The organism is Streptosporangium fragile (assembly GCF_039534445.1).
GTDB classification, from domain to species: Bacteria; Actinomycetota; Actinomycetes; order Streptosporangiales; family Streptosporangiaceae; genus Streptosporangium; species Streptosporangium fragile.
In genome coordinates, this window is the sequence record NZ_BAAAVI010000005.1 from 104481 (window position 1) to 127153 (window position 22673).

Consider the following 22673-nt stretch of genomic DNA (forward strand, 5'->3'; position numbering starts at 1 on the left):
GGGACTCCTTCTAACCTGAAGTGGAAGCCAGTGCGATGAGCCGGGAGGCCTTCAGCTCGGTCTCGTGCCACTCGCGTCGCGGATCGCTCCCCCACGTTATGCCCGCGCCCGTGCCGAAGCGGATCTCGCCGGAGGAGAGCCAGAACGTACGGATCCCCACCGCCAGGGACGCCCGGTGCCGATCGGCGTCGACCCAGCCCACGGTCCCACAGTAGGGCCCGCGGGGCTCGGGTTCGAGTTCATCGATGATGCGCAGGGCCGAGGATTTCGGGGCCCCGGTCACCGACCCCGGGGGGAAGGTCGCGGCGAACAGCTCCGGCCAGCCGGCTCCGGGCGCCAGACGCGCCCGGACGGTGGAGACCAGGTGGACGAGGCCGGGATGCTCCTCCACCTCACATAGGGCGGGCACGCTCACCGAGCCGACCTCCGCGACCCGGCCCAGGTCGTTGCGGACCAGGTCGACGATCATCACGTTCTCGGCGTAGTCCTTCTCCAGGAGGTCGTCCGCGGTGACCCCGGTCCCCTTGATCGGCCGGGACTCGACGACGTCGCCTTCCCTGGACAGGTAGAGCTCCGGGGAGGCCGACACCACGCTCAGGCCCGGCAGGCTCACCGTGGCGGCGTAGGGCGCGGGGTTGCCCTCGGCCAGCCGCGCGGCGAGGGCCAGCGGGTCGGGCTCGGCGCCGGCGGGCAGCGGCGCGCTCAGCACCCGGCACAGGTTGGCCTGGTAGACGTCGCCGCGCTCGATGCGGTCACGGATGCGCCGTACGCCGTCCTCGTACGCGTCCCGGTCGAGCGAGCTGCGCCACGCCGAGGGGTGCGGACCGCGCCAGGGGCCGCGCGGCGCGGGCAGCGGCGCCCGGCGGACGTCGGCGAACCTGGCGCACGTCACCTTGCCCTCGTAGTCGGCCACGACGGCCCACCATCCCGCGCCGTCGAGCGCGGCGAGGTCGGTGGTGACGTCGCGCAGCCCGGTGGCCAGATATCCGGTGACATGCGCAAATGAGTCGTGCACGGCCCTATTGTCCCGCCACGCCGGCCGGGAAACGCACCAGCGTACGGGCCGCGGCAAGGGCGCGGGCGGCAGGGCGGCGTGGACCGTCCGGCGCGGGGAGGGCGATCGTCCGGGATCCCGGCACGAGAAACGGAAACCCGCGTCCTCGGCGCGGGAAGGCGGGCGTCCGGAGCGCCGTCGCGGACGGGCGGGCCCCGGGAAGGCGGTCGCCGGGGCCCGCCCGGGGGCTACGCCAGCGGGCCGGTGACCGTCTCGGCGGCGGCGACGGCCCCGCCGGAGGCCACGAACTGGACCGCCGCCTCGACCTCGGGGGCGAGGAAGCGGTCCGGGCCCGGACCGGGGACGGCCTGCCGCAGGGCGGTCACCACGGCCCCGGTCGCCGGGGCCGGGCGGAGCGGGGCGCGCAGGTCCAGGGCGCGCGCGGCGGTGAGGATCTCCACCGCGAGCACCCGGGTCAGGCCGTCAACCGCGCGCCGCAGCTTGCGCGCCGCCGACCAGCCCATGGAGACGTGGTCCTCCTGCATGGCCGAGCTGGGGATGGAGTCGACGCTCGCGGGCGCGGCCAGGCGCTTGAGCTCGGAGACGATCGCGGCCTGGGTGTACTGGGCGATCATGTGACCGGAGTCCACGCCCGGGTCGTCGGCGAGGAAGGCGGGCAGGCCGTGGTTGCGGGCCACGTCCAGCATGCGGTCGGTGCGGCGCTCGGAGATGCTCGCCATGTCCGCGACCGCGATGGCGAGGAAGTCGAGCACGTAGCCGACGGGCGCGCCGTGGAAGTTGCCGTTGGACTCCACCCGGCCGTCGGCCAGGACCACCGGGTTGTCGATCGCCGAGGCGAGCTCCCGCCCGGCGACCGCGGCGGCGTGCGCGAGGGTGTCGCGGGCGGCGCCGGCGACCTGTGGGGAGCAGCGCAGCGAGTAGGCGTCCTGGACGCGGGTGCAGGTGCCGTCCCGGTGGGAGTCCATGATCCGCGAGTCGCGCAGCAGGGCCCGCAGGTTGGCGGCGCTGGCCGCCTGGCCCGGGTGCGGGCGCAGGGCCTGCAGGTCGGCGGCGAAGACGCGGTCGGTGCCGAGCAGCGCCTCCACGCTCATGGCCGCGCCGACGTCGGCGGTCCGGAACAGGCGGGTGAGGTCGTCCATGGCGAGGATCAGCATGCCGAGCATGCCGTCGGTGCCGTTGATGAGCGCGAGCCCTTCCTTGGCGGCCAGCTCGACGGGCTCGATACCCGCCCGCTTGAGCGCCTCGGCGGCGTCGGCGCGCTCGCCGGCGGCGTCCCGGACGACACCCTCACCCATGATCGTGAGGGCCACGTGGGAGAGCGGGGCGAGGTCGCCGGAGCAGCCGAGGCTGCCGTACTCGTGCACGATCGGGGTGATGCGCGCGTTGAGCAGATCCCGGAGCACCTTGGCGGTCTTCGGGCGGACCCCGGTGTGGCCGGTGGCCAGGGTGCGCAGGCGGAGCAGCATGAGCGCCCGGACGACCTCGACCTCCACCTCCGGGCCGGACCCGGCGGCGTGCGAGCGGACCAGGGAGCGCTGCAGCTGGGCGCGGAGCGACGGGTCGATGTGCCGGGTGGCCAGGGCGCCGAACCCGGTCGAGACGCCGTAGGCGGGGGTGGGGCTCTCCGCGAGCTCGTCCACGCGGGTGCGGGCCGCGGCCATGGCGGCCACGGCGTCGTCGGTGAGGCGCACGGGGGCGCCGTGCCTGGCCACCCTGACGACCTCCGCGAAGCTCAGCGGCTCCGGTCCGATGTTCACGACCTCGTTGTCGCGCATGGTGTCACTCTCTCGTCGTCGAGCTCTGGTAACCGGCGAACCCATAGTTGGCCCCTTACATCACAAGATACCGGTGTATTCGGTTTGGGGAGTCGCCGGGTATTCGCTAGAGTTCTCACAGTGAGTCCGGGGCAACCCCCGGGGGCGCATGCGGAAGTGGCTCAGTGGTAGAGCATCACCTTGCCAAGGTGAGGGTCGCGGGTTCGAATCCCGTCTTCCGCTCGGAAGGGGCTACGGTCCCCACTCGGTGGAGTGGCCGAGAGGCGAGGCAACGGCCTGCAAAGCCGTGTACACGGGTTCAAATCCCGTCTCCACCTCTGGTTCTCAGCGAGGACGATTAGCTCAGCGGGAGAGCGCTTCCCTGACACGGAAGAGGTCACTGGTTCAATCCCAGTATCGTCCACCAGCCTTCGCGTCCGGCCAGGCCCAGTCTGGCCGGACGCCCGGCGAAGCCCCGGTTCGCGGTCGCGAGCCCGGGGCTTCTTGCTGTTCCCGCTCCTTCGGGAGCCGCTGTCAGCACCGGCGCCGCCGGGCGAGAACACGGTGCTCTCCCGGACGCCGGCCACAGCCGATGGTCCCGGTTCACGATTGTCAGCCCGCCCCGCGGATGCTCCCGTCCCGTCGTCGGCCGCGCGTCGCCGTCCGGAGAACACCGCCGGGACGGGTTCCGCGGGCTCCCGCCGGCGCGGTGTCGCAACTCCTGGCAACTTCGTTGAACCCCTTCCCGGCCGCTCCCTATGGTCTTGAGACATGACCGGACAGGCACCCGCGGAGCCCCGCGCCGGGGGTTCCGGCCTCTCCGCCCGGCGGGGACGTCACGTCCCGGACGGTGGGCGCGGGCCGGCCGTCCGGGTGCACGACCGTCGGCACGCACCCCACGCAGTGGGCCAAGACCCCCCCGGTAGGGCCATCCTTCCCACAGGACGGTCTACATCCCAGACTGAGTCCTATCGGGGGTTCCACGCCGTGAAGCGGGAAGGCCCGGTCCCGCACGCGCCGGGCCCGGGCCGCGGCACGCCCGGGGGCTCGCGTACGACGCCCGGGACGTGACCTGACGTACCCCGGGCACGGCGCGGAGCCTCCGGCCACGGCCCGGGGCCCCGCCGGGGGACGCGGGCCGGAGCCCCGCCGGAGGACGTGGGCCGGGGCGGCCCCGTCCGCGCCGGCCGGGGCGTGGAAGCGCTCCGGGCCCGGCGGAGCGCCCGGCCGGGAGGGCACGGGATCCGGAAGCGCTCCGGGAGTGGGAGAGCACCGGGCCGGTTGACCTGTGCGGCGCGGCGGACCGGGCGGATCGCACAGCTCCGCGGGAGCGGCCGGCGCATACGGTCCTCGGCATGAGCTACCGAGTCGCCATGGACATCGGCGGCACCTTCACCGACGTGGTCTGCTACGACGAGCGGACCGGGGCCGTGGTGGCCTCGAAGGCGCCGACCACCCCGGGAGACCTCGCCGAGGGCGTGTTCGCCGCCCTCGGCCGGGTCGTGGAGGACCCCGCGGACGTCTCTTTCTTCGTGCACGGCACCACCCAGGGGCTCAACGCCTTGCTGGAGCGCAAGGGCGCCCGGGTGCTGCTGCTGGCCGGTGAGGGCGTCGGGGACGTCTACCGCATCGCCCGCGGCAACCGCGACCGCATGTTCGACCTGCGCTACCGCAAGCCCGAGCCGCTGGTCCCCCGCTCCGACGTCGCGGAGGCCGCGGGGCGGCTGGACTGGCGCGGCCGGGAACTCGTCCCGCTGGACGAGGACGCCGTCCGCCGGGCGGCCCGCCGGGCCCGCGCGGAGGGGCTCGACGCCGTCGCGGTCTGCCTGCTGTTCTCCCACGTGAACCCGGACCACGAGATCCGCGCGGGCGAGATCCTCGCCGAGGAGCTGGGCGAGGACGTCCTCGTCGTGCTCTCCCACGAGGTGGCCCGCGAGTGGCGCGAGTACGAGCGGACCTCCTCCGCGGTGCTGGAGGCCTACACGGGCCCGGTGGTCCGCCGCTATCTGGCCGGGATCGAGAAACGCCTGTCGGCGCGCGGCCTGCCCGTGCCCGTGCACGTCATGCAGTCCTCCGGTGGCCTGGTCAACGCCTCCCACGCGATGCGCCGGCCGCTGCAGACCCTGCTCTCCGGGCCGGTCGGCGGCACCATGGGCGGGGTCGCGGCGGCCCGGCTGCTCGGCCGGGAGAACGCCATCTGCGTGGACATGGGCGGCACCTCCTTCGACGTGTCCCTCGTGGTGGACGGCCGGCCCGACATCAGTGCCGAGGCCCGGGTGGAGGGCTTCCCCGTGCTGATGCCGATCGTGAACCTGCACACGATCGGCGCGGGCGGCGGCTCCATCGCCTGCGCCGAGGCCGGGGCGCTGCGGGTCGGCCCCGAGTCGGCGGGGGCCGTGCCCGGCCCGGCCTGCTACGGGCGCGGTGGTGATCGGCCGACCGTCACCGACGCCAACGCGGTGCTGGGCCGGGTGGACCCGGACTGGTTCGCGGGCGGCCTGATGTCCCTGGACGTGGAGGCGGCAGGCGTCGCCGTCGCCACCCTCGCCGCCGACCTCGGGATGGACCCGCTCCAGCTCGCCGAGGGCATCTGCGACGTGGTCAACGCCAAGATGGCCCAGGCCATCCGGGCGCTCACCGTCGAGCACGGCATCGAGCCGCGGGAGTTCTCGCTGGTCGCCTTCGGCGGCGCCGGCGCCATGCACGCCGTGTTCATCGCCCGCGAGCTGGGCATCGCCGAGGTCGTCGTGCCGCGTTTCCCCGGCGCGTTCTCCGCCTGGGGCATGCTGGAGGCGGACATCCGCCGCGACCTCACCCACCCCTGGTTCCGTCCGGAGGCGGACCTGGACGGCGCCGAGCTGGCCGGGCTGCTCGAGGACCTGGAGTCCCGGGCGGTCGCCGCGCTGGAGGCTCAGGGCGTGCCCGCGGAGCGCAGGCGGGTCGAGCACGCGCTGGACATGCGCTACGAAGGTCAGGACTACACGCTGACCATCCCGCTGAGGGACGCGGCGGAGCCGGCCGCTCCCGGTTTCCTCACCGAGATCTCGGCCCGCTACGCCGACGCCCACACGCGCAGGTACGGCCACGCGACGCCGGAGGCCCCGGTGGAGTTCGTCATGCTCCGCAGCACCGGCTTCGGCGACTTCCCCCGGGTGGCCGCCGCGCCCGCCACCGGGGCGGACGCGGGGGCGGACGCGGGCACCGTACGAGATGTGATCTTCGACGGCGAGGTCCACCGGACCCCGGTGCTGCGCCGCGACGCGCTCTCCGGTGAGCTGGCCGGCCCGGCGATCGTGGTCGAGGAGACCGCGACCACGGTGATCCCACCGGGGTGCCTGGCCACGGTGAACGGCAACGGATTCCTGATCATCAAAGTAGGAGGCGACCGGTGATCGACCCGGTGACCACGGAGATCGTCCGCTGCGCGCTGCTGCAGGCGGCCGAGGACATGAACACCACACTGATCAGGTCCTCCTACACTCCGGTGATCTACGAGGCGAAGGACTGCGCCGTCGCCCTGCTCGACCGCGACCATCGCGTGCTGGGCCAGTCGTCCGGCCTGCCGATCTTCCTGGGCAACCTGGAGGTCTGCACCCGCGAGACCGAGCGCCGGTACGGCCGTGAGGTCTGGCGCGACGGGGACGTGTGGGTGCTCAACGACTCCTACGTCGGCGGCACCCACCTCAACGACGTGACCGTCTACGCGCCGATCTTCGTCGACGGGGAGCTGGCCGGCTTCGCCGCCTCCCGGGCGCACTGGCTGGACGTGGGCTCCAAGGACCCCGGCGGGTCGATGGACTCCACGTCGATCTTCCAGGAAGGCCTGCGCCTGGGCCCGGTCCGGATCCATGAGGGGGGTGAGCCGTGCGTGGACCTGCACGAGGTGATCGCCCGCAACGTGCGCTTCCCGCACGCCACCCTCGGCGACATGCGGGCCCAGGTGGCGTGCGCGCTGACCGGGCGGCGCCGCCTGGCCGAGATCGTCTCCCGGTGGGGGGCCGAGACCGTGGCGGCCGCCCGGGACGAGATCTTCGCACAGACCGAGCGGCTGGAGCGGGCCGCCATCGCAGCCGTTCCCGACGGGGTCTACACCGCCTCCGGGTTCCTGGACAACGACGGGATCGACCTCGCGACCCCCCTGCCGGTGAACGTCGTCGTCACCGTCGCGGGCGACACCATGACCGTGGACCTCACCGACTGCGCCGACCAGGCCACCGGGCCGGTCAACTGCGGCGCCGCCCAGGCCGTGGCCGCCGTCCGCGTCGCCTACAAGCTGCTGGTCAGCGGCGACGTCCCGCTCAACGGCGGTTCCTTCCGCCCGCTGGAGGTTGTGACCCGCCCCGGTTCCATGCTGGCCGCGCAGGCGCCGGCCGCGTGCCAGTACTACTACTCCCATCTGGGTCTGGTCATCGACCTGGTGGTCAAGGCGCTGGCGCCCGTGCTGCCCGGCCGGGCCGCGGCGGCCAGCTACGGCGACTCCCTCATCGTCCAGATGGCCGGGGTCGACCCGCGCACCGGCAAGCTGTACGTCTCCCAGGAGGCCACCGTCGGCGGGTGGGGCGCCTGGGACGGCGGTGACGGCGAGAGCTGCCTGATCAACAGCGTCAACGGCTCGCTGCGCGACATGCCGATCGAGGTACTGGAGACCCTCTTCCCGGTTCGGGTCACCCGCTACGCGATCCGCCCGGACAGCGGCGGCGCCGGGCGGTGGCGCGGCGGCAACGGGGTCGTCCGGGAGTACGAGTTCAGCGGCGACACCTCCCTCTCCCTGTGGTTCGAGCGCTCCGTCACCCCTGCCTGGGGCCTGGACGGCGGCGGGTCCGGGGCCCCGCCCCGGGTCGTGCTCAACCCCGGGACGCCGGGCGAGCGGGAGATGCTCAAGGTCAACGCGCTGCCGGTGCGCCGGGGCGACGTGCTGCGCTGCGAGTCCGGCGGTGGCGGCGGGTACGGCCCCGCGGCCCTGCGCCTCGCCGCGGCAAGAGCCCGCGACCTCGCCCAGGGCATGGTCACCGGCACCGGCTGACCCGGCACCGGCCCCGGATCGGTGCGGGCGGCCCGGCGGGAGCCCGACGGCGGGCGGTGGATCAGTCCAGCAGGACGTGGCAGGCGAGGTGGAGGGCCAGGCGGGCGGCGGGATCGCCGAGGTCGAACCCGGCGGCCTTGATGCGGTCGAGCCGGACGGTGACCGTGTTCCGGTGCACGCCGAGCCGGTCGGCCGCGCGGGAGGCGCCGCCCTCGTCGAGGACCGCGGCCAGGGTCCGCAGGAGCGTCCCGTCGGGGTCCGCCGCCAGCAGCGGGCCGAGCACCACCTCGGCCGGGGCTCGCAGGGCCCCGGCGGGCAGCGCGGCCAGCAGCCCGGCCGGACCCATCCGGTCGGCCCGGACGATCTGACCCGTGGGGGCCACGAAAGCCGCCGCGACCGCCCCGAGCAACGACTCCCGCACCCCCGCCAACCCCACCGCGCCCGCGCCGACCCCCGCCGAGCAGGGGACCGGCAGCACGGGGAGGACGCCGGCCAGCGCGGCGGCGAGCGCCCCGGGCCCCAGCGCCGACCAGCCGACCCAGCCGTCGCCCCTGCGGAATATCGGCCCCGGCCCGACCGAGGCCGCGACCACCGCCCGGACCGTCTCCGGATCCCCCTGAACCGGTTCCCCGTGGGCCGGAGCGCCCCGGACGGGGCCTCCCGGGACGGGGCCTCCCGGGACCGGGCCGCCCGGGACCGGGTCGGCGGGACGGATCGCGTAGCCGGTGAGCGGCCCGGCCGTCGGCCACCCCAGGGCGGCCGCCCCGGCGAGCGCACCGTCTTCCTCGGGGACGCCCGCCTGCCCGCCGCCGGCGCCCGCCCCGGCAGCGTACGGCGCCCCGTGCCGTTCACCGGCCGGGCCGGGCCCCGGGGTGCGCAGCCCCCCGTCGGCCCCCGCTCCGTGGGCCCCGGGACACGCGGCGGCCGGGTCCGCGTCCCGGAGCAGCCGCTCGGCGAGCGCGGCCTGACGGGCGGCGTCCTGGAACGCGGCCAGGCGTTCGGCGGTGGCCGACGCGGTCAGGGGGGCGACGGCCAGGGCCAGGACGGTGCGGACCACGGCGGGCCAGCCGGGCGAGCGTGCGGAGCCGCGCGCGGACAGGGTGCCCAGCGGCCTGCCGTCCGGGCTGGGCACCGTCACCTCGGCCAGCACCGTGGCCTCCGCAGGCCCGCCCCGGTGCCCGCGACCCGCCAGGCGCACCCCGTACGGGTCGAGGAAGGCCACCGCGGTGCCCTGCAGCTCGGCGTTGAGGGTGCCGAGCACCCGGCGCACCGAGCCGCCCGCCTCGGCCAGGCGGGTCGCGCAGCGGGCCACGAGCTGGGTTCTGGCCGCCTCGGGCCGGGCCGCGGCGGACGCCACCCGGACCGCCGTGACCAGCGGATCCTCGTCAACGAAGATCAACGTGACGCCGAGGCGCTCCGCCAGCACCGCCTCCGAGCCGGCGGACACGCCGCCGGAGGGGGCGATGACGCACGCGGCGGCCTGCTCCCAGGCCCGGCGCATGGCCATCTCCACCGCCCAGCCTCCGCTGGCCGCCCTGCCGGTCAGCACCACCGCGGTGTGCGGCGTCACCGTCCCGAACACCGCCGGCTCGTCCACGATCCGCACCTGGTGCACCGGGTTCTCCCCCGTGCCGTACATCCGCGCCCCGGCCAGCGGGCCGCCGTTGACCAGCTCCGCCACGGTGACCGGCGCCTCCCAGGCGGTCCCGCGGTCCATCACAGCGGCACCCCGAAGGCTCGCAGGCCGCCCAGTGCGCGGCCCCGCCCGGTGTGCCACGCGGGTGCCGCCACGACCACCATGACCTCCACCTCCATGCCCGGCCCCGCCTTGTCCACGTCCACCACCGCGCCGTCCGCCATCGAGATCATGCAGATCTGGTCGGGCGCCATCGCGACCGGCGCGCCGTCGGCGAGGGCGAGGACGATCTCGTTGTGCGCCTCCAGCCGGACGAGCCTGCCCAGACCCTCCGACTCCCGCACCACGATGCTGGCCGGCACCGACGGCATCGTCAGGTCGGCGCCGTGCCCGGTGCTGCCCTCCACCGCGACGATCCGGCCCCGGCACAGGGTGCGCACCCCGTACGGCGCGGCGAGGGAGCGCGGCGCGCCCGGCACCCCGGCCCGCAGCAGGCGGCTGACCGTGCCGGGGACGAGGACCTGTGACAGCACGCCCGCCGTCATCGGGTAGCAGGCGGCCACCGCCCAGCCGCCCAGTGAGAGCACCACCGGGCGGACCAGTCCCTCCACCCGATCCGGCGCGGTGTCCACCACGACCAGGTCCCCGGCCGGGCCCGCGAGCGCCAGCGGGGCGGCGCTCACCCCGCCCAGCGTGTACGTGGTCTGCTCCACCAGCGGGAAGACCCGCCCGGTGCCGTCGCCGTCCACCAACGGGACGGCCAGCAGGGCCGCCGTGATGACCGGGAGCAGCGCGTTCTCCGCGGCCAGGTTGAGCGCGACGACCGCGCCCGCCGTGCGGCCGAGCCGCCGCTCCAGACCGCGCACCGCGCGCACGGGCTCGTCCCCGGCGGGCAGTTGCTCGCCCAGCGCCGCGGTGGAGCCGACGAGGCTGATCGCGACGGTGAGCGTCTCCGGTGGCAGCCCGGCGGCGTCCGTGACCGGCACCGCGGCCCCCTCGGCGAGCAGCGCCCCGGCCCAGTCGAGGGCAAGGTGGAACGATGATTCGGCGGCCCCGGTCGCGAAGAGCCGGGATCCGGCCGCGTACACCCCGAGTGAGTCGCGGTCGATCACCGGACGCGCCCCCGCCGGCCTCATGGGGTGGCCCCCTCCGCCGTGACGCGGACGCGGTAGAGACCGTCGGGCAGGTAGGAGAGCGGGTTGACGGTGGTGGCGGCCACCCGGGCGGAGCCGGGGGCGGCCCCGGCGCTGACCACCCGGGTCAGCGCCTCGTCCCGGGCGTCGTCGAGCGCCCGGTCCAGCTCGGCCCGGCCGCGGGCCTGCACGATCCGCTCCACCTCCGCGACCGGGGCGGCCAGCGCCGCGCCGTACGCCACGGCCAGCTCCGCCCGGCCGGGCACCGTCCAGCCGGGGCCCGCCTCCCCCGCCAGCGGTCCCACGGCCACCCCGGTGTCCGCCTCGACGGTGAGCGGCAACGGCAGGTTGACGCGGACCGGCAGGTCGGACCGGGCACCGGTCCTGGGCAGGCCGCCGGTCACCATGCCGGTCCGCACCGCGGTCGCCGCCGCGCCCTCCCCGCCGGTCCGTCCGACGCCCGGCGCGGCGGCCCGCCGATCGCAGGTCGCGGGCCTGCGCTCCTGAACCGCCGTGTCGGACAACCCGGCCAGGGTGGCGCCGCCGCGGAGCGCGCAGGTGAAGGCCCCCAGGTAGCAGACCAGGGGGTAGCGGCGGAAGTAGTGGGCCGAGACGAGCCCGCTGCCCGTTCTGGCGAAGAACAGCGGGACGCCGGGTAGGTCGCGCCCGAGGCGGGCGGCCAGGTCGTCCGCGTACGGGCCGAGCGCGGCGTTGAGGATCGCGCTGTTCTCCCGCTCGCGCAACCCCACCTGGCCGAACTCGTACGACAGGGTGATCCGCGCGCCCGGCACCTCGGCCGCGACGATCTCCGCGACGGCCAGCTCGTGCTCGGCGAGCACCGGCGAACCGGTCGCCGTCACCGCGAAGTCGGTCAGGCCGCATCCGGCCGCGAACTCCGCCACCGCGGCGGAGTCCAGCTCCGCGACCGGCCGGCCGGTGAGGCTGTGCCCACCGCGCACGACCACCGCCCGGCCCGCCCCCTCCGGCCAGCCGGTCAGCGGCCCGAGCGCCGGGGGGCACGGCCCGCCGACCCGGATCGCCGCGACCGGCGCGAGGCGTACGGTGTCGAGATCCACCGCGACGCACACCGCCCGGACCGGCGTCCCCCACACCGCGGCGGGCCGCACACCCCCGGGTGCGCGGGTGGGGATCGGACCCTCCGGGACGCCGTCACGGAGCGCCGCGACCACGGTCGCGGGCGCCCCGAGATCGACGCCGAGGATCATTCGAGGCCGCGCCCCTCGGTCTCCGGCAGCGGGATCGCCAGCAGCGCGGTGACCACCATGAACGCGTTGATCACCAGCATGGTCGCGGTGAAGCCGGTGGCGTTGGCCAGGAGCACCCCCACGGCCGAGGGGGCCACGGTGGTCGCCACGAGCTGGGAGGCCGTCGCCCAGGAGTAACCCGTGCCGCGCAGCGAGGTCGGGTAGAACTCGCCGTTCCAGGTGTTCCACACCCCCCAGGCGCCCAGGCCGAAGAACGACATCGCGAAGTTGCCGGCGTACAGGCCGGTCGTCGTGGACGCGGTGGCGAAGGCCAGGCCGCCGAGCGCCGCGGCGACCACGTAGACCAGGAACACCTTCTTGCGGCCGAAGCGGCCGGTCAGCAGGGAGGCGCTGACATAGCCGGGGATCATCATGAGCGCGCTGAGCGCGGCGAAGCCGAGGCTCGCGTCCATGCTGAGGCCCTTCTGCTGCAGCAGCGTGGGCAGCCAGGTCTGCAGGCCCCAGTAGCCCCAGTTGAAGGCGAAGTTCAGCAGGATCATCACCACGGTGACCGTGCGGAGCCTGCCGCGGAGCAGGTCGAGCGGGCGGCCGGGACGCTCGGCGGCGACGGTGAAGACCGCCTCGGCGTCCGGGCTGCCCAGGGCGCGCAGGACCGCACGGGTTTCGTCCTGGTGGCCCCGGGCGGCCAGCCAGTACGGCGACTCGGGCACCCAGGCCCGGATCGCGAACGCCCAGAGCCCGGCCGCGGCGCTGGCGAGGACGACCACGTGCCAGCCGAGGTGCCCCAGGAGAACCGAGGCGCCGATGGCGGCGAGCATGCCGATCGGCCAGCCGATCGACAGGTAGACCGCCGCCCGGCCCCGGACGGGGGTGGGCAGCAGTTCCAGGAAGTAGGGGAAGGTGATCGTGTAGACACCGGCCAGGGCGAGCCCGGAAAGCACCCGCAGCCCGATCAGCGTCTCCACGTTCGGCGCGAACGCCGAGGCCAGCGCGATCACCCCGTAGGCGAGCAGGGACCAGAAGGAAGCCGGGCGGCGGCCGATCCGGTCGGCGACCGGTCCCCAGACCAGCGAGCCGGGGATCATGCCGAACGCGACGGCGGACAGGATCAGCCCGATCCCCGCCTCGTCGACGCCGAAGGCCGAGCCGAGGTCCGTGGAGACGTAGATGAGAGCGAGCTGCTCCCACGACTCGATGACGAACGCGACGAACAGGGCCAGCGCGATCAGCACGTGCCGGCGGGTGAACGGCATCCTGTCGAACGCGGCACCGATGGGCAGCGTCGGGGTTTCGGTGGCGGTCATGGGGCTCCTCGGAAGGGGGGCGCTCGGAAGGAGGCGAAGTCCTGCCGCACCATAGGACCGGCCTCCTCCCCCCATGCCTTGCACATCGCACGCCTCGGCTCCCCGAGGCGTGCACTCCGCCCTTCCGAGCAGGATAGTCGCAGATCAGCTGGTGTTCCCGCGGACCGGTTCACCCGGTGCGGCCGTCCACCGCGGAGGGATCCGCCACAGCGGGATTCACCGCTGAGAGATCCGCCGCGGAGGGATCCGCCGCGGAGGCGTCCACCCGCACCGCCCGGAGGAGAATCGCGGCGAACACGGCCGTCACCGCCATGAGGACCGCGCCCAGGAGCGCGGCGACCTGCATGCCGCTCGTGAAGGCCGTCCGGGCGACGTCGAGCAGTTCCGCCGCGGCCTGCTCCGGCAGCCGGGCGGCCACCCCGACCGCGCCACCGAGGGTTTCCCGGGCCGCCTCGGCCTCGCCCGGGGACAACCCGACCCGCCCCGCCGGGGCGGACTCCCCGCGGTAGACGGCGAGGCCGATGCTGCCCAGGATCGCGATGCCCAGCGCGCCGCCGAGCTCGGTGGCGGCCTCCAGGACCGCCGAGGCGGAGCCGGCGCGCTCCGGCGGGGCGACCGCGACGATCATGTCGGAGGCCACCGCCTGCACCGCGCCGATCCCCCCGCCCAGCAGGAACAGACCGGAGATCAGCAGCCACCGGCCCGAACCGGCGTCGAGCTGGCTCACCACCAGGAAGCCCGCGGCGCCCAGCGCCATGCCGCCGCCCATGATGCACCCCGGGCGGATCCGCTGGGCGATCACGGCGGCCAGGATCGAACCGGCCAGGGCCGCACCGGCCGCCGGGAGCGTCAGCAGCCCCGCGACGAACGGCCGCAGCCCCAGCACCATCTGCAGGTACTGCGTGATGAAGTAGAACAGGCCCACCAGCGCGAAGACGGCGAGCGTGCTCGTGATCAGCGACATGGTGAAGCCCCGGCCGGCGAACAGCCGCAGGTCGAGCATCGGGTCGGGCAGCCTGCGCTGCCTGTGCAGGAACCCGGCGCCGACCGCCAGGCCGGCGGCGACGCTCAGCACCGCCACCGGGCCGAAACCGCCGGCGGCGAACTGCTTGACCCCGTAGACGATCGGCAGCACCGCCGCCAGCGACAGCACGGCGCTGAGAAGATCGAACCGGCCGGGGCGGGGGTCGCGGTACTCGGGCAGCAGGATCGGGCCCAGCACCAGGAGCAGGGCCATGACGGGCACGTTGATCAGGAAGACCGAGCCCCACCAGAAGTGCTCCAGCAGCCAGCCGCCCACGATCGGCCCGAGCACACTGCCCCCGGCGAAGCTCGCCGCCCACAGGGCGATGGCCATCCGACGCTGCCGCTGGTCCTGGAACATGTCGCGGATCAGCGCGAGGGTCGGCGGCATCAGGCTCGCCGCCGCGGCGCCCTGCAGCGCACGGGCCGCGATGAGCAACTCGGCGTTGGGCGCGTACGCGGCGATGACCGACGTGACGCCGAACGCGGTGGCCCCGGACAGCAGCAGCCTGCGGCGGCCGATCCGGTCGCCCAGGGTGCCCATCGTGATCAGCAGGCCGGCCAGCAGGAAGGCGTAGATGTCGACGATCCACAGCAGCTCCGGCCCGGTGGGCTTGAGCTCGGCGCCGAGGAAGGGCAGGGCGAAGTACAGCACCGTCACCGTCACGGAGACGAGTAGGACGGGCAGGACCAGCACGGCGAGCCCCAGCCACTCTCTCCGTCCGGCTGCCCTCACGTCTCGTATCACGGTCCCAACTCCTTGAGTACGTTGTACGCACAGCGTCGCATACATCGTACGCACAATCTCCGGAAACGGACAACGACCAGTTCCACGGGGAACCGCGAACGAACCTCATCGCGAATCTCCGAAGATAGCGGCGCACTCCTCCCACCACTCGCCCGATCCGCATTATCGTCACACTCGCGCCCGCTATTACGTCACAGAATCCATATGTTAGAGTTTCGTCACACTCAGCCCGGTGTGACAGAAACGAGCGAGGAGCCCATGTTGACGTGCGCACAGTGCGGGAAGCCGTTGCAGGCCCCGCCCCGGGGGCGGCGCCCCCGGTACTGCTCCCGGGCGTGCCAGGCGCGGGCTTACCGGTCCCGCGCCGCCGAGCGCATCGCACCGCCCGCCACCGAATCGCCCGCCGCCGGATCGCCCGCCGGACCGCCCACCGAACCATCCGCCACCGGATCGTCCGCCGCCCGTACGGCGGCACCCGCCGTACGGGCCGCTCCCCCGCCCGTGGGCGACCGATCCGACGGCCACGGCGACGCCGGTGACGCCCGTCCCGCGACGGCCACGCCGGAGGATCACGAGCCGCGGAACGGGCTGAGCATCGAGCGGATCGTGCGCGCCGCGATCCGCATCGCCGACGCCGAGGGACTGGACGCGCTGTCGATGCGCCGTGTCGCAACCGAGCTGGGCGCGGGCGCGATGTCGCTGTACCGCTACGTGCTGGGCAAGGACGCGCTGATCGAGCTGATGGTGGACGCCGTCTTCGGCGAGAACGCGTACTCGGCCCCTGTTCCCGGGGACTGGCGCACGAGGCTGGAGACGGCCGCCCGACGGGAGTGGGCGATGTACTCCAGGCACCCGTGGGTCCTGCAGGTCATCGCCACCCCCCGGCCGCCGCTCGGACCGAACGTGCTGGCCGATATGGAGTGGACGATGCGCGCCCTGGACGGCCTGGGCCTCGGCCCGAGGACGATGCAGTGGGTGGCCATCATGGTGAGCGCCCAGGTGCAGGGCGCGGCGCTGCTGCTGGTGAACGAGGCGGAGACCGAACGACGCACCGGCGTCACGACGCCGCAGTGGCGCGCGTCGAAGACGCCGATGCTCCGGGAGATCCTGGAGTCCGGCCGGTTCCCGATGCTGTCCCGGCTCTACGCCGAGCAGGGTGACCAGATCGACATCGACGAGTGGTTCGAGTTCAGCCTGCGGCGTCTCCTCGACGGCCTGGCCGTGCTGATCGAGAACGGGGAGCGGGAACCGGCGCGCGGCGGGGGGACGGATTCCGGGGACGGTTCCGGGAACCGTTCCGGGAACGGTTCCGGAGACAGGACGGCCACATAGGAGGCGTGGTCGTCCCGGAGACGTCCGGCGTGACCACCGATGCCGGGAAGTTTCTACACCTTGACGAAATTTCCTCTAAATCAGGTTATAAGGAATTCGCTGATGAAAATGAGGGAGGCGGCCATTCGGATGAGGTGGGCTGTTCCGCGATTCCCGCACGAGTCGCCCGCCGGAGGACCTGGGCGGGGAGCAGGCCGATAGATGGGATATGACCGGAATAACGCCGATGCCGGCGGGCATGAGCGCCGACGGCGGGTGACAGATCATTGGTCTGTCGCCAACGGGCAGGAGTCGCTCGGAGGCGGCGGGCGTCAGCGGATATAGCCTTGTGCCGTGACCGCCCGCGAGAACAACGCCTTTCACGGAAAAGCCCTCCGCGGCGAAACCGGCCCACGAAAGCCGGTGGACGGACGGCCGGCCGTCGGGGAAAAGACTCACGCGGGCCGCGCATGCCGTCAAACCCCTACCGGCGTCTCTCGCCCCCTGTTCCCGGGTGGCGAATTCACCACGATGGCCGGGGCTTCCCGCACCGGGGCGCACCTCCCGCGCCCGAAGACCGCGTCCTCGCGGTTCTCCCGGCGGCGGACGGCGGCCGTCCCTGTCCAGCGACCACAGCGAGGTGGATCTTTCGATGCGGGTTCTCGTCACCGGAGGTGCCGGGTTCATCGGCTCACACTACGTACGCACCCTTCTCGGGGCGGACGGGCCGGAAACAATCACCGTCCTGGACAAACTCACCTACGCCGGTAACCTCGCCAACCTCGACGAGGTTCGCGACAGCGACCGCTTCACGTTCGTCCAGGGTGACATCTGCGACGCGGAACTGGCCGGCAAGCTCGTCGCCGAGCACGACCAGGTGGTGCACTTCGCCGCCGAGTCCCACGTCGACCGGTCCATCCTCGGCGCCGCCGAGTTCGTCCGGACCAACGTGATGGGCACCCAGACGCTCCTCGACGCGGCGCTCCATGGCGGGCCGACGACCTTCGTGCACGTCTCCACCGACGAGGTCTACGGCTCGATCGCGGAGGGTTCCTGGCCGGAGACCGACCCGCTGCGGCCCAACTCCCCCTATGCCGCATCCAAGGCGGCCGGCGACCTGCTGGCGCTCTCCTACCACCGCACCCACGGCCTGGACGTGCGGGTGACGCGCTGCTCGAACAACTACGGGCACCACCACTTCCCCGAGAAGGTCATCCCGCTGTTCATCACGAACCTGCTGGACGGCGAGAAGGTCCCGCTCTATGGCGACGGCCTCAACGTCCGCGACTGGCTGCACGTCGACGACCACGTCCGGGGCATCGAACTGGTCCGCGCGGCGGGCCGGCCCGGCGAGGTCTACAACATCGGCGGCGGCACCGAGCTGACCAACCGCGAGCTGACCGACATGCTGCTCGCGGCCTGCGGCGCGGACGAGAGCATGATCGACTACGTGGACGACCGCAAGGGCCACGACCGCCGTTACTCGGTCGACTGGACCAAGATCCGTGACGAGCTGGGCTACCGCCCGCGCAAGGACTTCGCGACCGGCCTGGCCGAGACCGTGGCCTGGTACCGCGAGAACCGCGCCTGGTGGGAGCCGCTCAAGGCCGGTCTGGGCGCCGGTTGACCCGTGGCTGCGGCAGGCCGCCGGACGATCGGGCTCAGGGCCGCCCCGGCACCCACCCGGGAGCTCGCCGCGACCGGTCGCGGTGAGCTCCCGGGAAACCCGCCAAGACCGGGACGGCGGATCCCGGGCAGACCCACCAAGACCGGGACGACGAGTTCCCGGGAAACCCGCCGCGACCGGGACGGCGGATCCCGGAAAGCCCGCCGAGACCGGGACCGCGGATCCCGGGCAGACCCGCCGTGGCCGAGGACGCGAGCGGGTCAGGATCCGAGCGGTCCGTCAGGCCGGAGTTTGGCGTAGAGCCGGCGGCACTCCTCGTAGTCGGGGAGCAGGCCCTGCCGCAGGGCCTCGGCGAGGGTGGGGGCCGCGGCGTCCTTGGCGGACAGCAGCGGCGTCGCCTCCGCCGGCCAGGCGATGCCCAGCCCGGGATCGAGCGGGTGGATCCCGTGCTCGCGCTCCGGCGCGTACCCCTCGGAGCAGAGGTAGACCACGGTGGCGTCGTCGCTGAGCGCCATGAAGGCGTGGCCCAGCCCCTCGGAGATGTAGACGGCGCGGTGGTCCCGGTCGTCCAGGCGGACCGGTTCCCACCGCCCGAAGGTGGGTGATCCGGCGCGGATGTCGACGACCACGTCGAGGACCGCGCCGCGCACGCACGTGACGTACTTGGCCTGGCTCGGCGGCACGTCGGCGAAGTGGACGCCGCGCAGCGTGTCCCGGCGGGAGATCGAGCAGTTCGCCTGGGAGAGGACCAGGTCCTGGCCGGTGGCCTCGCGGAAGGCGCCCCCGCGGAACCACTCGTGGAAACTGCCCCGGTCGTCGGGTAACACCGTGGGTTCGAACACCCACGAACCCTCGATGCCGAGTGGACGCATGCTGATCTCCTTCCCTCAGGCCGTCCCTCTCCTGCGCCGCGGGCCACCGCGTTCCCGGGAGGTGGATCGGGAGCGCGCGAGACCGTGGGTGCGGGAGGGGCGAGGCGAGATACGCGCGCCGGGCGCCTGTCCTCTCCCTGCGGAGTCCGCAGGACTCCCCAGCGGAGTCTCCAGGAGCACCGCCGCCTTGGGAACCCCTGATCACCCTCCCGGGGCGCCGCGCGCGGCACGGCGTGTCACACGGTCGCCCGGCACCCCTCCGGCCTGCGAGAACCCTCCTGGAGCACCAGGTCCGTCGGCACGCTCCCTTTCCCGGCCCTTTCTCGGAAATCGGGGTGGGGTTAACCCGGGCCCGCCGGACGCGCGGCCGGCGTCCGCCCGGCGGCCGGGCAGCGATCATGACCGGCGGGCCCGGCCGGTGGTCCCGCCGTCCGGTCCGGTGGCGCCCCGGCAGCCGCGAAGCGCCGGAGACGCGTAACATCGGCGTTCTGCGGCATTCATTCACTCCATGCTCACGGACACAGAGGACCATGAACGACTCCTTCACCCCCGCCGCCCGCGCGGCGGCAGGAACGGCAGGACCGGTCGAGATCCCCGCGTGGCGGCGGTCTCCGCGACCGGAGATCGGTGGCGGACGGCCCGGCACCGCCGCGTCCGCGCCCGCGTGGGTGGAGGCGTCATGACGGACCCGCTGCGCAACCCCGTGAAGAACTACGACTGGGGGTCGCACACGGCCATCGCCACGCTGACCGGCCGGCCCGCCCCCACGGAGCAGCCCGAGGCGGAGATGTGGCTGGGCGCCCACCCCTCCGGCTCCTCGTCGGTGCTGCGGGAGGGGACGTGGCGCTCCCTCGCCGAGACGGTGGCCGCGGACCCGCGGGCCGAACTGGGCTCGGCGACCGTGGAACGGTTCGGTGAGCGCCTGCCGTACCTGCTGAAGCTGATCGCCGTGGACCTCCCGCTCTCGCTCCAGGTCCACCCTTCCCAGGAGCAGGCCGCGGAGGGGTTCGCCCGGGGAACCTACGTCGACCCGTTCCCCAAGCCCGAGCTGATCTGCGCGCTGACCCCGTTCACCGCGCTGGCCGGGTTCCGCACCGGGGACGAGGCCGCGACGCTGATCGGCGGGCTGGGTGTGCCGGAACTGGAGCCGGTCGTCGCGTCACTGGCCTCGGGGGACATCTCCGCGGCGCTGCGCGAGCTGGTGGAGTGGCCGAAGGACGGCAGGGCCGGCCTGGTCGCCGCCATCGTGCGCGCCGCCTCCGCCGCCGGCGGCCCCGATCACGAGCTGGTCGTCCGGCTGGCCGGCATCCACCCCGAGGACCCGGCCTGCCTCGCCCCGCTGTTCCTCCAGCGCCACGAGCTCCAGCCCGGCCAGGCGCTGTTCCTGGGCGCGGGGGTGCTCCACTGCTACCTGAGCGGCTTCGGCGTGGAGATCATGGGCGGCTCGGACAACGTGCTGCGCGCGGGCCTGACCAGCAAGCCGATGGACGTCGAGGAACTGCTGCGGGTCACCGACCCCTCGGTCTCGCCCCTGCGGGTGGAGCCGTCGGGCAACCTCTACCGCACCCCCGCGCCCGAATTCCGCCTCGGCACGACCGTCCCTGGTGCCGGGCTCACCCTGGAAGGCGGGGTGCCGCGCATCCTGCTGTGCACCGAGGGCGAGGTCGAGGCGGGCGGGCGGACGCTGCGGCCGGGCGAGTCCGCCTTCGCCGCGGCCGGCTCCGGCCCGGTCGAGCTGCGCGGCTCCGGCACGGTCTTCTGGGCGGAGCCGGGCATCGGCTAGACGGCCCGGACGGGTCCCGGGCCCGCCCCGGAACTCGGCTCCCGGCCGGAACGCGGCCCCCGGACCGCCCCGGAGCCGGACCCCGGGCCGGAGCATGGGCCCCGGCCCCGGGCTGCTGTGGCTGGCCGGGCTCGGGCAGAGGGCCGCGGCCTCCGCCTTCTTCCCGTCGGCGAGCGCCCTGGTCGCCCGGCTCAACCCGGGGCCGGGCGCCGTCCCCGCCGGCGTCGTCCTCGCGGCCGGCACGGCCTTCGGGGCGATGTGGTACCGCCTGCCCCACCCGCGCGCCCGCCGGAGGGACGCCGGCCGGCGGTGTCGCCGTGCCGCCGGCCCGGCTCCGTTCCCGGGGCGCTAACGGCGCCCGGCGTGAGTCACCACCGGAACGGCACGGACCACGACCGGAACGGCGCAGGTCACGGCCCGAACGGCGCAGGTCACGACCGGAGCGGCGGGCACTGGCCGTGGTCCGCCGGTTACGCAACGAGACCCGTTCGTGAGGTAGGGTGAGGTCACCTAGGATATTTCGTGCGTTGGCATCAGGGCTGGCGTCGCCCGAGGCGAATCGCAATCGCGGTCCTTCAAGACCGAGGCAGACCGGTCGATCATGATGCCCACGCTTCTCTACCACACCACGCCGGCCACGGCGTTCTCCTCCTCCGTCTCGACGGCCGGGTCTCCCTCGGTACGGCTGAACCTCGATCTCGTGCTCGGCCATCGCGGCGCCGTGGACGGGACATGGTGGCCGTGCTCGCGAAATGCCGCCGCGGAGCTACCCGGTCTCATCGCAGCCGTCGACGAGCGGCTGCACCGGGTCACCGCGCGGGTAACCCTCGATCCGGACGCCTGGGACGGCATCCCGTCCCACGTCCAGGCCCGGGGCCGCCTCGTCGAGGTGGGACGGTCGCGGAACGCCGACCCCCGCCTGGTCAGGTTGACCACGACGACCATCGGGTACGTCAACCTGCTGGTGACGGCGCCGGACATGGTAAGCGCCCGGCCGAACGACGCGTTCGGGACGGCCGCCTCGGGTGAGGGACGCTTCCGGCGGCCCGACATGCTCACGGACCGGGAGCAGGATGCGGCCGGGTTCCGGGTCTCGGGCGACCCCGGTCACGCCGTCCGGCGTGCCGAGGGCAGTCAGACCGTGAACTGCGCCTCCGCGATCTGACAGCGCGACCAATCGCGTGCCCCCCTACCCCCGGCGGGGACGGCCCCATGCCGCCGGCCGGTTGCCCGCCCCTTTCTCACCACCGTTGGAGATCTCATGACCACCGCCGTCCACGCCGCGGACCGGACTCGGGCGAGCCTCCTGGCCGCCTGCCGGCCCGCTCACACCATCGTCAGGCTGCAGGGCGAGATCGACATCGGCACCGGGCCGGCGCTGCGCAAACGCCTGCGCAACGCACTCCAGCGCAGCGCGGACCTGCTCATCCTCGACCTGTCGGAGGTGTCGTTCTGCGACGCCTCCGGGCTGACCGTACTGATCGGCATCCAGCGCCGTGCCAGGCAGTCCGGCATCACGCTCTTCCTCATCTCACCTCAGCCGCACATGGCCAGGCTGCTGAGCATCACCCGCCTGGATCGCAGCTTCATGATCCATCCCACGCTGTCCGGCGCGCTCGCCTCCAGGCACCGCGACCCGGCTGCCGGACGGGCCCTCCCGGGCACCGGACAGATCATTCACCGGTTCAGATCGTTTCTCTGACATCGTGGAAAAATTCGGGAAGCAACGGCGGAGATATCCACCGAAAATGCCGGGCGCAAGACGGCAAGCAGCCATGAAAAACACCTGAGCCCACACCACGATCGGGTGTGGGCTCAGGTGGGCATCCGCCGGAAAATCAGAGCGCCGTGACCTTCTCGGCCTGCGGCCCCTTGGGACCGTTCGCCGTCTCGAAGACGACTCGCTGGTTCTCTTCCAGACTGCGGTAGCCACCCGTGGTGATCGCCGAGAAGTGCACGAAGACGTCGGCGCTCCCGTCGTCAGGAGCGATGAACCCGAACCCCTTCTCGGCGTTGAACCACTTCACGGTGCCTTCAGTCACTGCTTCTCCCTCTGTGGAGTCTCACCGGACCGCCATGGCGACGGCCAGAAGATTGCGTTACGGGCCACTTTGCGCCAGCCCGGTCAGGAGAAGCGAGAAGCCCGCTGCCGAAAACTTCCCACGGGCGCTTCAAAAACGTTCGAGGAAAACCAGACCGCAACACATGAAAAGTACAT

Annotated in this window: 17 protein-coding genes and 3 tRNA genes; 10 read left to right on the forward strand and 10 right to left on the reverse strand. The window is 73.6% G+C overall.

Going from position 1 to position 22673, the window contains the following annotated elements:
• Positions 1–10 precede the first annotated feature (10 nt).
• Positions 11–1015 (reverse strand): chorismate-binding protein, encoded by a 1005-nt coding sequence (locus ABD841_RS05185; RefSeq protein WP_344968383.1) that lies wholly within the window; start codon positions 1013–1015, stop codon positions 11–13.
• A gap of 227 nt (positions 1016–1242) precedes the next feature.
• Positions 1243–2790 carry a histidine ammonia-lyase gene (gene hutH / locus ABD841_RS05190; RefSeq protein WP_344968385.1) on the reverse strand — a complete coding sequence of 516 codons (1548 nt, stop codon included), beginning with the start codon at positions 2788–2790 and terminating at the stop codon, positions 1243–1245.
• A gap of 150 nt (positions 2791–2940) precedes the next feature.
• Here hutH and ABD841_RS05195 point away from each other — a divergent pair.
• The 5 genes from ABD841_RS05195 (at position 2941) to ABD841_RS05215 (ending at position 7792) form a co-directional block, all read left to right on the forward strand.
• Positions 2941–3012, forward strand: a tRNA-Gly gene (locus ABD841_RS05195).
• 24 nt (positions 3013–3036) lie between these two features.
• Positions 3037–3107, forward strand: a tRNA-Cys gene (locus ABD841_RS05200).
• 14 nt (positions 3108–3121) lie between these two features.
• Positions 3122–3196, forward strand: a tRNA-Val gene (locus ABD841_RS05205).
• A gap of 928 nt (positions 3197–4124) precedes the next feature.
• Positions 4125–6161: a hydantoinase/oxoprolinase family protein gene (locus tag ABD841_RS05210; protein ID WP_344968387.1), complete on the forward strand. Its 2037-nt coding sequence runs from the start codon at positions 4125–4127 to the stop codon at positions 6159–6161.
• Positions 6158–7792 carry a hydantoinase B/oxoprolinase family protein gene (locus ABD841_RS05215; protein WP_344968389.1) on the forward strand — a complete coding sequence of 545 codons (1635 nt, stop codon included), beginning with the start codon at positions 6158–6160 and terminating at the stop codon, positions 7790–7792. The genes ABD841_RS05210 and ABD841_RS05215 overlap by 4 nt, the downstream gene beginning before the upstream one ends.
• A gap of 61 nt (positions 7793–7853) precedes the next feature.
• On the opposite strand, the gene ABD841_RS05220 is transcribed toward ABD841_RS05215, so the two are convergent.
• The 5 genes from ABD841_RS05220 to ABD841_RS05240 all read right to left on the reverse strand — a co-directional run bounded on the left by ABD841_RS05220 (position 7854) and on the right by ABD841_RS05240 (position 14862).
• Entirely contained in the window at positions 7854–9509 is a 1656-nt protein-coding gene (locus ABD841_RS05220; protein ID WP_344968390.1) for a PucR family transcriptional regulator, read from the reverse strand.
• A complete protein-coding gene (locus ABD841_RS05225; RefSeq protein ID WP_344968392.1) occupies positions 9509–10540 on the reverse strand; it encodes a DUF917 domain-containing protein in 1032 nt (343 codons plus the stop codon). The genes ABD841_RS05220 and ABD841_RS05225 overlap by 1 nt, the downstream gene beginning before the upstream one ends.
• Before the next feature lie 20 nt (positions 10541–10560).
• Positions 10561–11787 (reverse strand): hypothetical protein, encoded by a 1227-nt coding sequence (locus ABD841_RS05230; protein ID WP_344968394.1) that lies wholly within the window; start codon positions 11785–11787, stop codon positions 10561–10563.
• Positions 11784–13091 carry an MFS transporter gene (locus ABD841_RS05235; protein WP_344968396.1) on the reverse strand — a complete coding sequence of 436 codons (1308 nt, stop codon included), beginning with the start codon at positions 13089–13091 and terminating at the stop codon, positions 11784–11786. The genes ABD841_RS05230 and ABD841_RS05235 overlap by 4 nt, the downstream gene beginning before the upstream one ends.
• A gap of 169 nt (positions 13092–13260) precedes the next feature.
• Entirely contained in the window at positions 13261–14862 is a 1602-nt protein-coding gene (locus tag ABD841_RS05240; RefSeq protein WP_344968398.1) for an MFS transporter, read from the reverse strand.
• Between the two features lie 501 nt (positions 14863–15363).
• Between ABD841_RS05240 and ABD841_RS05245 the strand changes: the two genes are divergently transcribed.
• Complete coding sequence (locus ABD841_RS05245; RefSeq protein ID WP_344968399.1) at positions 15364–16194, forward strand: TetR/AcrR family transcriptional regulator; 831 nt, start codon at positions 15364–15366, stop codon at positions 16192–16194.
• Between the two features lie 75 nt (positions 16195–16269).
• On the opposite strand, the gene ABD841_RS40755 is transcribed toward ABD841_RS05245, so the two are convergent.
• Positions 16270–16860 carry a sugar phosphate nucleotidyltransferase gene (locus tag ABD841_RS40755; RefSeq protein WP_425581949.1) on the reverse strand — a complete coding sequence of 197 codons (591 nt, stop codon included), beginning with the start codon at positions 16858–16860 and terminating at the stop codon, positions 16270–16272.
• Between ABD841_RS40755 and rfbB the strand changes: the two genes are divergently transcribed.
• Positions 16826–17800 (forward strand): dTDP-glucose 4,6-dehydratase, encoded by a 975-nt coding sequence (rfbB, locus tag ABD841_RS05255; RefSeq protein WP_344968401.1) that lies wholly within the window; start codon positions 16826–16828, stop codon positions 17798–17800. The genes ABD841_RS40755 and rfbB overlap by 35 nt on opposite strands.
• 260 nt (positions 17801–18060) lie before the next feature.
• Here the strand turns inward: rfbB and rfbC are convergent, their stop codons facing one another.
• Positions 18061–18672 (reverse strand): dTDP-4-dehydrorhamnose 3,5-epimerase, encoded by a 612-nt coding sequence (rfbC, locus tag ABD841_RS05260; RefSeq protein WP_344968403.1) that lies wholly within the window; start codon positions 18670–18672, stop codon positions 18061–18063.
• A 679-nt stretch (positions 18673–19351) separates the two neighbouring features.
• Here rfbC and manA point away from each other — a divergent pair.
• The 3 genes from manA to ABD841_RS05275 all read left to right on the forward strand — a co-directional run bounded on the left by manA (position 19352) and on the right by ABD841_RS05275 (position 22157).
• The gene (gene manA / locus ABD841_RS05265) at positions 19352–20455 is read left to right on the forward strand and encodes a mannose-6-phosphate isomerase, class I (RefSeq protein ID WP_344968405.1); all 1104 of its coding nucleotides are present in this window, start codon (positions 19352–19354) and stop codon (positions 20453–20455) included.
• A 601-nt stretch (positions 20456–21056) separates the two neighbouring features.
• Positions 21057–21620, forward strand: a complete 564-nt coding sequence (locus ABD841_RS05270) for a DUF5994 family protein (RefSeq protein WP_344968407.1) — start codon at positions 21057–21059, stop codon at positions 21618–21620.
• Positions 21621–21716: 96 nt separating this feature from the next.
• A complete protein-coding gene (locus ABD841_RS05275; protein ID WP_344968409.1) occupies positions 21717–22157 on the forward strand; it encodes an STAS domain-containing protein in 441 nt (146 codons plus the stop codon).
• A gap of 136 nt (positions 22158–22293) precedes the next feature.
• On the opposite strand, the gene ABD841_RS05280 is transcribed toward ABD841_RS05275, so the two are convergent.
• Positions 22294–22497 (reverse strand): cold-shock protein, encoded by a 204-nt coding sequence (locus ABD841_RS05280; protein WP_344968411.1) that lies wholly within the window; start codon positions 22495–22497, stop codon positions 22294–22296.
• Between the last annotated feature and the right edge of the window lie 176 nt (positions 22498–22673).